The sequence below is a fragment of the Pseudoalteromonas rhizosphaerae genome (assembly GCF_028885455.1).
GTDB classification, from domain to species: Bacteria; Pseudomonadota; Gammaproteobacteria; order Enterobacterales; family Alteromonadaceae; genus Pseudoalteromonas; species Pseudoalteromonas rhizosphaerae.
This window is the reverse complement of the sequence record NZ_CP118496.1, coordinates 3,534,264-3,546,261: the sequence shown is the minus strand read 5'-3', so window position 1 is coordinate 3,546,261 and position 11,998 is coordinate 3,534,264. Positions and strand designations below refer to the sequence as shown.

At 40.0% G+C, this 11,998-nt stretch carries 10 protein-coding genes and 1 pseudogene; 8 read left to right on the top strand and 3 right to left on the bottom strand.

What is annotated here, in order from left to right:
• Nucleotides 1-193: 193 nt before the first annotated feature.
• Nucleotides 194-691: a DUF2306 domain-containing protein gene (locus PVK79_RS15215; protein ID WP_257326107.1), complete on the top strand. Its 498-nt coding sequence runs from the start codon at nucleotides 194-196 to the stop codon at nucleotides 689-691.
• Between the two features lie 64 nt (nucleotides 692-755).
• Here the strand turns inward: PVK79_RS15215 and PVK79_RS15210 are convergent.
• A pseudogene (locus PVK79_RS15210) lies at nucleotides 756-887 on the bottom strand (GNAT family N-acetyltransferase); the annotation flags it as partial.
• Between the two features lie 129 nt (nucleotides 888-1,016).
• Here PVK79_RS15210 and PVK79_RS15205 point away from each other — a divergent pair.
• The 4 genes from PVK79_RS15205 (at nucleotide 1,017) to PVK79_RS15190 (ending at nucleotide 3,694) form a co-directional block, all read left to right on the top strand.
• Nucleotides 1,017-1,400 (top strand): hypothetical protein, encoded by a 384-nt coding sequence (locus tag PVK79_RS15205; protein WP_257326106.1) that lies wholly within the window; start codon nucleotides 1,017-1,019, stop codon nucleotides 1,398-1,400.
• 243 nt (nucleotides 1,401-1,643) lie between these two features.
• Nucleotides 1,644-2,090 (top strand): P-loop nucleotide/nucleoside kinase family protein, encoded by a 447-nt coding sequence (locus PVK79_RS15200; RefSeq protein ID WP_257326105.1) that lies wholly within the window; start codon nucleotides 1,644-1,646, stop codon nucleotides 2,088-2,090.
• Between the two features lie 220 nt (nucleotides 2,091-2,310).
• The gene (locus tag PVK79_RS15195; protein WP_257326104.1) at nucleotides 2,311-3,174 is read left to right on the top strand and encodes a PhzF family phenazine biosynthesis protein; all 864 of its coding nucleotides are present in this window, start codon (nucleotides 2,311-2,313) and stop codon (nucleotides 3,172-3,174) included.
• A gap of 115 nt (nucleotides 3,175-3,289) precedes the next feature.
• Nucleotides 3,290-3,694: an MAPEG family protein gene (locus PVK79_RS15190; protein WP_182734280.1), complete on the top strand. Its 405-nt coding sequence runs from the start codon at nucleotides 3,290-3,292 to the stop codon at nucleotides 3,692-3,694.
• 25 nt (nucleotides 3,695-3,719) lie between these two features.
• Here PVK79_RS15190 and PVK79_RS15185 read toward each other — a convergent pair whose 3' ends face one another.
• Nucleotides 3,720-4,919, bottom strand: coding sequence for an Nramp family divalent metal transporter (locus PVK79_RS15185; protein WP_257326103.1), 1,200 nt, complete (start codon nucleotides 4,917-4,919; stop codon nucleotides 3,720-3,722).
• A 405-nt stretch (nucleotides 4,920-5,324) separates the two neighbouring features.
• Nucleotides 5,325-6,587 (bottom strand): valine--pyruvate transaminase, encoded by a 1,263-nt coding sequence (locus tag PVK79_RS15180; protein ID WP_257326102.1) that lies wholly within the window; start codon nucleotides 6,585-6,587, stop codon nucleotides 5,325-5,327.
• 234 nt (nucleotides 6,588-6,821) lie between these two features.
• On the opposite strand from PVK79_RS15180, the gene PVK79_RS15175 reads away from it, so the two are divergent.
• The 3 genes from PVK79_RS15175 to rbbA all read left to right on the top strand — a co-directional run bounded on the left by PVK79_RS15175 (nucleotide 6,822) and on the right by rbbA (nucleotide 11,997).
• Nucleotides 6,822-7,835 (top strand): endonuclease/exonuclease/phosphatase family protein, encoded by a 1,014-nt coding sequence (locus PVK79_RS15175; RefSeq protein ID WP_257326101.1) that lies wholly within the window; start codon nucleotides 6,822-6,824, stop codon nucleotides 7,833-7,835.
• A 356-nt stretch (nucleotides 7,836-8,191) separates the two neighbouring features.
• A complete protein-coding gene (locus tag PVK79_RS15170; protein WP_149982547.1) occupies nucleotides 8,192-9,196 on the top strand; it encodes an HlyD family secretion protein in 1,005 nt (334 codons plus the stop codon).
• Entirely contained in the window at nucleotides 9,196-11,997 is a 2,802-nt protein-coding gene (gene rbbA, locus PVK79_RS15165; RefSeq protein ID WP_182777650.1) for a ribosome-associated ATPase/putative transporter RbbA, read from the top strand. Before PVK79_RS15170 ends, rbbA begins: the two co-directional genes overlap by 1 nt.
• Nucleotide 11,998: the final 1 nt, after the last annotated feature.

Below are 11,998 nucleotides of genomic sequence, written 5' to 3'. Positions count from 1 at the left end.
TAATATACTATCTGTAATTTTAGTAACCACTTTTACTATGAGGGATGATCTTGAGTGTAAAAGACATATTAAATGATCCTCAATAATAATAACGATGTAAAACAGATTATTGAACGCCCTCGCTGACAAACTCTCTTGATCTCATTGCTCAGTGGCTGATGACAATATTAGCAATATATGGAAATTCTTTATTATGTATATATTTGAGACAACAATAGGTGGGATTCATACTATTTTCGCTTTAGCAGCATTGTTTTCAGGTGGTTATGTTATTTTTAAAACCAAAGGTACAAAACTACATAAAAATGTAGGTTATATTTATGTGATATCAATGATACTTATGAATATAACTGCACTATTTACTCATGTTTTGTTCAAATTTGGTCCTTTTCATATGCTTGCAATATTTTCTTTGTTAACAGTTCTTTTTGGTATTTTTGCTCCTTTGTTACTTAGGAAGCATGACAACTGGTTGCAATGGCATTATTCTGGGATGTCATGGTCATATGTTGGTTTATGGGCTGCGTTTATTGCAGAAATTGTCGTTCGTCTTCCATTTGAAGGTATCGCTGAATCATTTTGGCTGCTAGTTATTGGTGGTTCATTATTAGTTACTTGTATTGGGGGGTATTATATTAAAAAGCATAATATAAAATTAGTAAAAAGTATTACCAACACATCAGAGCATTAATTATCTTTTTCGGTAGTGTGTTTTTTGACCGCCCATGCAATGTTGGCCATTTATAAATCAACTCACCAATACTTGCTCTGATGTCTGCCATGATGATAAATAATTTGTTATCTGCGTTTTTAAATGAAGTGAAGCCGTATTTTTCATAGAAATTTTCAGCACCGTCTTTTGCATCAATAATGATGATAGGAAAGCTGCAAATAGCATTTATGATGTCTGAAAATCCCACAATAAAATTGAACCAAAATAGGAGCTAAGCTAATGTTGAGTCATCATCACAAAAAGCTAAAAACGAGTTAACCTACAGACTCGTCAGGTACCACGGATGAAGTTCAATAAAAATTTAACTATATTACATCTCGACGTAAGTGCTGGATTAGCTGTTGGTCTGCTATTGTTTCTGCTGCAGGATTGGGTGGTTAGTCTATATAGATTACCTAATATAATCATTATTTTTCTAGCAACAGCGAATGTTTGTTATGGTATTTATGCTCTCACAATTGCGCTTTCAAACGTTAAAAGCGCTGTGTTTATCTCTATCCTAGCAATTGTAAACACTGTTTGGGTGTTTGTATGTATCGCGGTTGTTTTATATTACACCAAAACAGCAAGTTATATTGGTTTATTGTTCATAGGCTTAGAAGGTATATTTGTAAGCTTTCTTGCATATTATGAATGGAAATATAGGTATGTTTTATCGAAGGCATGAACGGTCTATCAACCCACGAGGATAGAAAAGTTATCGCTGTATGCGATTTATATCATTATTTATGTGATCGGTTTATTAAAAAGTAAAACATGGCTAAAGCAACAATAGTAAGCTGTAAATTAACATAAACTATTTAACAAAGAACTATGCACGCTAAGGAGTATTCATGTCGCATCAAGCTAAGCGGATCTATTTTTGCGGTAAAATGGGCGCAGGCAAATCCACTGAATCTAAAAAGTCTCAGTGGAGCGTAATACGGTGCTTATTTCTGAGAATGAATGGTTATCTACGCTTTATCCGAACCAAATCAATTCTTTTGATGACTATATTAAATTTGCTGCTCAATTAAGGCCCTTAATAAAAAGTCATGTTCAAAATATATTAAAAACTGGTACTAATGTAGTTATGGGTTTCCCCGCTAATACGAAGAAACAACGGGAATGGTTTAATTGTTTATGCGAAGAAGTAAACTCAGAAACAGAGCTCATTTACTTAAAAATAAGCAATGAATTGTGCCTGAAACAGCTGGCGAAAAGAAGAATTGAACAACCTTCAAGGGCAGCTTTTGATAATGAGGAAGTGTTTTACCATGTTACCCAGTATTTTGAAGAACCAGTTGAGAACGAAGTTACCACTCTTAATGTTGCTGTAAAAAATGTAGAGCAAGTAAAAGGTAACACAGGAAATTGAACACCCTATAAGGCAATTAATAAAACCGACTACTCTGACAGTAATTGTCTTAAGGTTCTGTTATTTGGCTCTCGCAACAGTCCTAAAAAATGATTACTCTCAATCAGGAATCAAACCACTAAACCATTGAATCAAAATAGTAACTCGGTTATGGTTGATGTATTAAAAGATAAATAAAACGAGTCACTCTTAAGGCTCGTTATAGAGGGAGTTGGTACATGTGGATATTGAAGTTGCTTTGGTAAACGCGTTTACAGTAAATGGCAAAGGTGGCAATCCTGCTGGCGTTGTTTTTAATGCTGACAGGCTCACAGATGCTCAAAAATTAAAAATTGCTCAAGTTGTCGGGTATTCAGAAACGGCTTTTGTTGCTAGTGATAATGAAGCTGATTTTGAGGTGTCTTTTTTTACGACAACAGCAGAAGTTGATTTTTGTGGCCATGCTACGTTAGCTACTTTTTCTACTATGTTCCAAGAAGGTGTGCTTACTGCGGGCACTTATGTTCAGCGCACCAAGGCTGGCATGTTATCAGTGAGTATTGAACCAAATGGTAAGGTTGTCATGGAGCAGCAATTACCTGAAAAAATAGCTGGTTTTTCATATCTAGAAATTGCCCATATGATAGGTATTGAAAGTAATATACTTGAAAGCACAAACTTACCTATTGAAGCTATCTCAACAGGACTAGCCGATGTCATTATTGCTGTTCCTCATGGCTATTTAGATGCAATAGAGCCAAACGATGAACGCATCGCTGATTTTTGCAAACAGCATAACCTTGTTGGCTTTCATGTTTTTGAGCTTTGTGATGTGCAAAGTAAACATACAGCCAGCTGTCGTAATTTTGCTCCTTTGTTTGGTATTTCTGAAGAGTCAGCAACAGGAAGCTCTTGTGGGGCTTTAGCATGTTACCTTACCGAGCACCTTACTGAGTTAGGAAGTGAATATGTTTTTGAACAAGGTAGGGCTATGAATTGCCATTCAATAATCACAGCATCTGTTGAGTCTAACAATTCAATAATAAACAGCGTAAAGGTGGGTGGTTTTGCAAATAGTATAGGCTCAGTAATAGTCGCCGTATAACAGCTACTCTCTTAAGCCTAGTAATTGACAATAGCGTACAATTGACTGTTTTTATTCTATGTTGAAGAAGCTTGTTTTAGCGAAGGTTAGATTACTCTAAAGGACTCAGTGTGAAATGAATACTATATTTTTGCCCATGTTCGCACACGTGATTTTGTGTGTTGTGCTATATGGTTTGCTCACTATTGCCAGAGCCCCAAGTGTATGGGGGCTTGGTAAAAGAGCGGATGGCTCTAATCCATTTCAATCTATACAGCCAAAACTCAGCGCTAATTTGAGCAACCAATTCGAGTGGCCGGTATTTTTTCATCTGGTTTGTGTGCTTTTAATTTCTACTGATTCAACAATTAGTTCAGCTTATTATTTGCTGGCTTGGGTCTTTATCGCTGGGCGAGTGTTGCACAGTGGTGTTCAAATATTCACTTCAAACATCAGGCTGCGAGGAAGTATTTTTACAATTAACTTCATCGCAGTACTCGCAATGTGGGTGATGTATAGCATTGAAAAAATGAGCAGTTAACAAGGTGGAAAGACTCGCAAACGTATCAAAAAATCAAACTAAAAAGCTTGTAACCACTTAGGCCAAAAATAAGCACTAACACCGGTAAAGTAAGTAAGTTTACCAGCATTGAGTTGGTGTATTTGCCCATTACTGTTTTTTGGTTAACCAGCCACACTAGGTAGGTGGTTACAATAGGCAGTAATAAGCCATTAGCGGCTTGGGCAAAAATTATCACGGCAACAGAGTCTAAACCCAGAGACGCCACCGCCGCACCAAATAATAAAATAATAATCGCGACACTTTTAAAGCGAGTGTTATCCATTTTATTTGACCAACCTAACATGCCACATACTGCATACGCACCGGCAAGGGGGGCTGTAATTGCGCTGGTTAAACCTGCTGCAAATAAGCCAATAGCAAAAAAGTAATGGGCAGCATCGCCAAGTAATGGCTCAAGTTGTACCGCCATGTTGGCAGCGCTAATTTGCCCTGCATCTGTGCCATAAAATGCCACTGACGCGGTTGATAAAATAGCCAGGGTGATCACGCCACCTAAGGCGATAGATACGCCAGTGTCTACATTAGTTTGCTTAATGACTTTTTGCTTATCACTTTTGCTGTCGTGCCTTGCAGCTAAAACACCTGAGTGTAAAAATAAGTTATACGGCACTATGGTGGTGCCCACTAATGCCAATACCGTGGTAATTGAACCCTCAGGCATACTAGGAATAAACCCTGCTAACACATCACTCAACGAGGGAGCAGCCATAACTAACGTAGAGATAAACACTAGGCTCATTAAAATCACTAATAAAATAAGCGCGTTTTCAACGACTTTGTGTTTACCGCTGTAAAGTAACACCGCACTTAAAAATGCAATGAGTGGCGTCCAAAGCTGGGCATTAACATGAGGGAATATTTCAATTAATCCCATACTGGCACCGCTAAGGTTGCCAGCTTCATAGGCGGCACTGCCTACTCCAATGGCGCTGATCACTAAAAATATAGCGAGAGATTTAAATAGGGGCGTTTCAATGTGGGCTCTTAGCGCTTGCGCTAAATCTTGCCCGGTGGCTACGCCAAGGCGCGCCGCCATAGATTGTAATAATATGGTGGCAATTACTGAAAACAGTAATGTCCATATCAGTGCAAAACCAAAGTTTGCACCTGCCACGCTGGCAGTCGTAATAGTCCCTGGTCCAATGAAGGCAGCGGTGACGAGTAGTCCTGGTCCTAATCGCATAATTGACCTTAATAGTACTTTTGCATATTGCTATTTAAAGTTACATCTAACGTTTTATAACGCGATGCCTGTATTATTGCTGCCACTTATATGAAGTGCCTTGCAGCGATAGCCGCCCCTCGGCAAACCCTTTTTTGATGATAATCATATGTTAAAAAAGGTCGCGTAGCATACCAACTTATATATAAATTTAAAGGGGGTCTGGCGCGTTTGCACAAAATTAATACAATCAATAAATAACAGTAATAACCGCTTACCTCAGTTTAGGGCTTATTTAACGACTTAGAGAATGACTGAATAACCTTAAATTGTTCACAGGTTTGTGCCAATAACTATAGGCTCTATAAACGCTTTGCACGCAATGTATTCAAGCAAAGGGTTTGAATGCCCTAAATATCACCCCATTCATGCCATCACGGCTTTAATGGCCTCTAAGCCTTTTCGCAAAGTGCTGGCATCGGTTGCATAATTAATGCGAATGCACTGGTGTTTGTGTGCCCAAGCATCATCAATACCAATAAAAAAATTATGCCCGGGAATAATATAAACATCCTGCTCTTTGAGCTTTTGGTAAAGTTGTTCGCTGGTTATTTTTGCCTCTTTAAACCACAGCCACATAAAAAATGCGCCTTCTACTTTGTGTAAGTAAACGGGGAGGTGGGCAAATATTTCATCAAACAAGTTCATTGCTGTTTGTGCTTTTTCTCGATAAAAAGGCAGCACTGAATTTTTACACAGCGGGAGGAGTTCATCTTCATTAATTAGGCGTGTTACTAAACTTGGGCCAAAACTGTTTGGCGATAAAACCATACTGCCATTTACACGGCCAATGGCTTTAATTATGTCATTGTTAGCCACTACAATACCGGTTCGCAAACCCGGTAGGCCAAGCTTTGAAAGCGACATGCATAAAATAATGTTTGAGTTCCAGGTTAAGTTTGCATCGGTATAAATACACCCAGGGAATGGGTCGCCGTAGGCGTTATCAATGATCAGTGGGATATTATATTGCTTAGCTAATAAATCGAGATGATGTACTTCTTCATCAGTAATGACATTGCCTGTAGGGTTAGTAGGGCGAGACACACACAGTGCGCTAATGCTGCTGTCGCTTGCTAATACTTGCTCAACAGCTTTAAAGTCAATGATATATTTAAATTGGTTTGAGCCACTTTCAGTATTTAAAATTTCGATATCGGGCTTTATTGCTACAAACATATCGTCAGTTAAGCCCTGATCTGCATAGCCTACATATTCAGGAGCCAGCGGAAATAAAACCTTTTTATGGCTACCATCAGGCATACTGCCAGCTAACAGATTAAATAACACAAAAAAATTGGCTTGGCTGCCATTACCAAGCGCTATATTATTTGCGGTTAAATCCCATGAGTATTCACCTTTTAGTTGCTTAGCCAGAGCTGCACGAAATGCATCATTACCCGCAGGGCCATCGTAAAGTCCAAATACGTTGGAAAGTGTATTATTAGCAACAAGCTTTTGTAACTCATTGATAAAAATATCATTAACCTCAGGCACTAAGGCCGGATTACCACCACCGAGCATAACAATATTTGGATTGTTACTGTTTTTAGCATCACCTAAATCTTCCATTAACTGAGTAATACCATTAGGTTGAGTAAATTTAGTGCCGAAGTTTGAGTAATCCATAATGACCGTGTGCCTTAAAAAATGATAAGTTAGTGTAAATTAACGCTATGAATTTGATATTGAAAAATTTTCACCGCTTAGATTAATATAGCGATAACCCGCTATAATCGTTTTTCATATTTTAAGTAGGGCAGCCTTATCAGCAACCTTGAATCACACACTAAAACACCTTTAAACACCACTGCAGACGATTCGGTTATTACTAATACGAGCCTTAAAATTGCCACTTTTAATTTGTTTAATTACCTTGAGCCGCCTAATGCCTATTATGAATTTGAACGCATATACACCGCAGAGCAGTGGGCTAAAAAGCAGCGTTGGCTTATTAATTACTTAACCGAGCATCAGCCTGATGTGATTGGTTTTCAAGAAGTATTTAGTATTGAGTCGCTTAAAGAATTAGTTCAAGAGCAAGGCTATGCGTACTTTGCCGTGGTAGATGAGCCTCAGGTAATCGACGACTTTATTTACAAACGCCCTGTAGTAGCGCTTGCTGCTAAATACCCCATCGTTGAAGTGGTAAGTGTTGAGCATGACCATGAGCTTGCTAAAACCCTTGGTTTAACTGATGATTTTACATTTAGCCGAAAGGTGCTTAGAGCTACAATAACCTTACCGCATATCGGCAACACGGATTGTTATGTGGTGCATTTTAAGTCTAAGCGCTCAATGATAGAGCTCGATGAGCAAAACAAAGAACTCACACCCGAAAAAAATATTATCGAGCTGTTAAAAGCCGATATAGCAGGGAGTTGGGGCTCAACTATTCAGCGCGGCAGTGAGGCTACATTACTGATGATAGACATCATTGCGCGCCGTGAATCTACACAAAACCCAATGGTTTTAATGGGCGATTTTAATAACGACTTAGCTGATGGCGTTCTAAGCCACTTACTAACAAATACACTGCGTTTTGCCCCTGCGTTTGACAGTAAAACTTACCTTGCAAAATATTGCCTTAACGACGCATGGCAGTTATTTGCAAAGTCGCAATTAAATTCGGCTAATCAAAATAATGAAAATACAGTGGATTTAAAGCGAAAGCCTACCCATTATTTTGGCGCGAGCAGCTCAGTGCTTGACTACATTTTGTTATCTTGCGAGTTTGACTCAAGTTACGACGACAGCTTTTTTGAGGTGAGCCAGTACCATACTTACGATCGTCATTTAATTAACCCTGAATTTGAGCGTGATGATTTAAGCACCGATCATGGCGTGGTATTGATTAGCTTAGCATTAAGGTCGTAACGGGTTTTGTTACTATAAATTGTAAGCGGATCTGCCGCTGACATAATTAATATTAAGGCGCTCAGTAGGTGCCTTGATGTTCTCCCTTTCTTTTATCCTGTTGTTTTAAAAAATCACTAATAATTAGTGCATTAACTCTAATTTATATTGATCTACATCATCTTTATTAACGGTGATAGTGGTAGATTAGTGATGCTGGATTTTTAAGTTCGTTTAAATCGCTTATTACAACTACCCTTGTTGTACTTACAAAGCAGGGTTGCTTTCATATAACAATTAGCGTGCTGTATCCTAAAAATTTTTACCTTATTACTACCCCACTTACATTACTTTTTACATACATGGAGTTTTAGCACATGACAATTAAATCAACGTTCAAATCTTTGAGTAAACTCGCTGTTTTGGTCATTGTGGGCGGGGCTGGCTGGTATGCTTGGCAAACCTTGCAACCTACATCATTTGCTGAACAACTCCCTGACAGTGTTGCCTATGGAAATGGGCGAATTGAAGCGACCGAGTACGATATTGCTACAAAATTACCGGGCCGCTTAGTTGACGTTATGGTGCAAGAAGGCGATATGGTCAAAGCGGGTCAAACGTTAGCGGTTATTGACACTGATGATTTAAACGCACAGTTACGTGAAGCTGAGGCGGGGCTTCGTGTTGCCAATGAGTCTCGTAAATACGCATTAGCGATTGTAGAGCAGCATAAAAGTGAGCTTAATTTTGCACAAACTGAATTGCGCCGCTCTGCAAAATTATTAGAAAAAGGCCATATTTCAAAAGAAGTGGTTGATCAACAACGAACCACCTCTGCTATTGCGCAAGCAGCTTTAACCGCGGCAAACGTAAAAGTTGTGCAGTCGGATGCTGAAATAGAAGCAGCGCAGGCACGTATTGAGCGATTACAAAGCAACATAGCCGACAGCACGCTCACAGCACCAATCAATGGACGCATATTGTATCGATTAGCTGAGCCTGGCGAAGTGCTTGGCAGTGGTGGCAAGGTTTTATCGTTATTGGATTTAACCGATGTTTATATGAGTATATATTTACCAACAGCGCAAGCGGGCAAGGTAACAATAGGCTCACAAGCGCGCATTGTTATTGATGCTGTTGCCGAGTATACATTGCCGGCTAAAGTGACGTTTGTGTCTGCACAGGCGCAATTTACCCCTAAATCGGTAGAAACCCGAAACGAGCGCGATAAACTGATGTTTAGAGTTAAGGTAAAGCTCGACTCGCAGTTATTAAAAGATCATATCAAACAAGTAAAAACAGGGGTGCCAGGGCTTGCTTATGTGTTGTTAGCACCTGAAAAAAATTGGCCTACGTCGTTACAGGTACGAGTACCTGAATAATGGATAACGCTAATAATAACACTGATAAAAACGCGCAACAGCCACCTCTTGAAAGTGTAGTTACGCTTACTAAGGTGAGTCATCGCTATGCTAATAATCGCGTGCTGGACAACATTAGCATTTCATTACCTGCCGGGAAAATGGTTGGGTTTATAGGCCCTGATGGCGTAGGAAAATCAAGCTTATTGGCACTTATAGCGGGGGCAAGGGCGATTCAAGAGGGGGAGGTTGAGGTATTAAACGGCAATATGCGTAGTAGTAGTTTTCGTAATTCGGTGTCGCCACGCATTGCTTACATGCCTCAAGGGCTTGGCAAAAATGTGTACCCAACACTTTCTGTGTTTGAAAATATAGATTTTTTTGGTCGCCTTTTTTCTCAAAATAAAGCAGAGCGCAAACAACGAATTAATAACCTTTTAAAAAGTACAGGCTTAGAGGCATTTGCCGATCGCCCCGCAGAAAAGCTCTCTGGCGGGATGAAACAAAAACTCGGTTTGTGCTGCGCACTGATCCATGACCCTCAATTATTGATTTTAGATGAGCCAACAACCGGAGTTGATCCGCTATCGCGTCGTCAATTTTGGCAATTAATAAACAGTATTCGCGCTGAAAATACACAGATGAGCGTACTGGTTGCGACCGCCTACATGGAAGAAGCCGATGATTTTGATTGGCTAGTCGCTATGGACGATGGAAAAGTAATCGGTACGGGCAGCCCACAAAACCTAAAAATGCAAACTAATAAAGAATCGCTTGATGAAGCGTTTATAGCATTACTTCCTGAAGAAAAACGTCATGATCATCAGCGGTTAGTTGTGCCACCTCGTAAACAAGACATAAAAACAACCCAGTTCGCTATAGAAGCAAATGGATTATGTAAAACATTTGGTGATTTTACCGCTGTTAACAACGTGAGTTTAAGTATTGAACAAGGTGAAATTTTTGGCTTTTTAGGTTCAAATGGCTGTGGAAAAACTACCACAATGAAAATGCTTACCGGGTTACAACCGGCAACCAGTGGCGAAGCAAAATTGTTTGGTGAAAAGGTCGATGCCAATAACATCGAAAGCCGCAAACGCGTTGGTTTTATGTCACAAGCATTTTCGCTTTATAACGAGCTTACAGTGAAGCAAAACTTGGTATTGCATGCTCGTTTATTTCACTTACCCGCAGAGAAAATAGAGCCGCGCGTTAAAGATTTAATTACTCGGTTTAACCTTAAAAAATACAGTGACGATTTTCCTACCGATTTGCCCCTAGGTATTCGCCAGCGTTTATCGCTTGCTGTTGCGGTAGTACATAGCCCTGAAATGCTCATACTTGATGAGCCCACATCGGGTGTAGACCCCGTTGCAAGGGATGACTTTTGGCAGTTACTCATTGAGCTTTCGCGCGAACAAGGCGTGACTATTTTTATTTCGACTCACTTTATGGATGAAGCAGCACGTTGCGATAGAATTTCGTTAATGCATGCAGGTAAAATACTTGCCAGCGATACGCCAGCTGCACTGTGCCAAGCGCGTAATACCGACACACTAGAAGCTGCCTTTATTGCATATTTAGAAGAAGCAGTAAATGCAGCCGGAGCAAGCTCGGCGATACAAGCATCGATAACTGATAAACCCAAAGCTTTGGCTACAGCGCCCGCTACTCGTAAGAATAACACTAACCCCGCATTTAGTTTGTTGCGGTTATTTGGTTATGCGCATCGCGAAACGCTAGAGTTATGGCGCGATCCTATTCGCCTAACGTTTGCTTTGCTGGGCTCGATAATTTTGCTGTTTATTTTAGGTTACGGCATTACATTTGATGTTGAAGATTTAAGCTTTGCGGTACTAGATCAAGACCAATCGCCCGAGAGCCGCAACTACATTCAAAATATGGCAGGTTCACGTTACTTTATTCAAAAAGCAGATATTAAAAGCCCGCAAGAACTTAATAAACGAATGCGCAGTGGTGAGTTAAGCGTGGCCGTTGAAATTCCACCTAACTTTGGTCAGCAATTTAAACGCGGCCGTAAACCTGAAATTTTAGTGTGGATTGATGGTTCTATGCCGTTTAGGGCAGAAACGATTAATGGTTATATGAGCGGCGTGTATTACAGCTATTTAACCAACTTATCTTTGCGCACTTATGCACAAGTACCAAACTTAGTGCCAGCTAATATTGAATCTCGCTATCGTTATAACCAAGATTTTAAAAGCATTGAGGCCATGGTGCCGGCGGTTATTCCACTGCTATTGGTATTTATTCCTGCGATATTGATGGCGCTTGGCGTAGTGCGGGAAAAAGAGTTGGGTTCAATCATAAACTTATATGTAACACCGGTTAACCGGCTGGAATTTATTATTGGCAAACAGCTGCCTTACATTTTAGTGAGTATGATCAGTTTTTTTGGCTTAGTCGCACTTGCTATTACCGTGTTTGGTGTGGCGCTAAAAGGCAGCTTTTGGGCGCTTAGTTTGGCTGCATTATTATACGTTACAGCGACTACCGGAGTTGGGCTGTTAATTTCGGCTTTTACAAAAACACAAATTTCAGCATTGGCAGCCACTACGGTGGTGGTGTTGATGATTGCCGTTAACTTTTGTGGGCTAATTGACCCTGTTTCTTCCTTAGAAGGGTTTGGCGCTATTATTGGCAAACTGTTTCCGACCACCTACTTTTTAGAGGCGTGTCGGGGGGTCTTTAATAAAGCGCTTAATTTTTCTGATTTATCAGCCCAGCTACTGCCTTTATTCGCTTTTATACCCGTGCTGACTCTGGCCAGTGTATTTTTACTTCCAAAGCAGGACAAATAGC

Excerpts from the sequence above, each read along its gene's own strand:
- PVK79_RS15205 (WP_257326106.1), top strand. The coding sequence starts at position 1,017 with ATGAAGTTCAATAAAAATTTAACTATATTACATCTCGACGTAAGTGCT.
- PVK79_RS15215 (WP_257326107.1), top strand. The coding sequence starts at position 194 with ATGTATATATTTGAGACAACAATAGGTGGGATTCATACTATTTTCGCT.
- PVK79_RS15190 (WP_182734280.1), top strand. The coding sequence starts at position 3,290 with ATGAATACTATATTTTTGCCCATGTTCGCACACGTGATTTTGTGTGTT.
- PVK79_RS15180 (WP_257326102.1), bottom strand. The coding sequence starts at position 6,587 with ATGGATTACTCAAACTTCGGCACTAAATTTACTCAACCTAATGGTATT.
- PVK79_RS15170 (WP_149982547.1), top strand. The coding sequence starts at position 8,192 with ATGACAATTAAATCAACGTTCAAATCTTTGAGTAAACTCGCTGTTTTG.
- rbbA (WP_182777650.1), top strand. The coding sequence starts at position 9,196 with ATGGATAACGCTAATAATAACACTGATAAAAACGCGCAACAGCCACCT.
- PVK79_RS15185 (WP_257326103.1), bottom strand. The coding sequence starts at position 4,919 with ATGCGATTAGGACCAGGACTACTCGTCACCGCTGCCTTCATTGGACCA.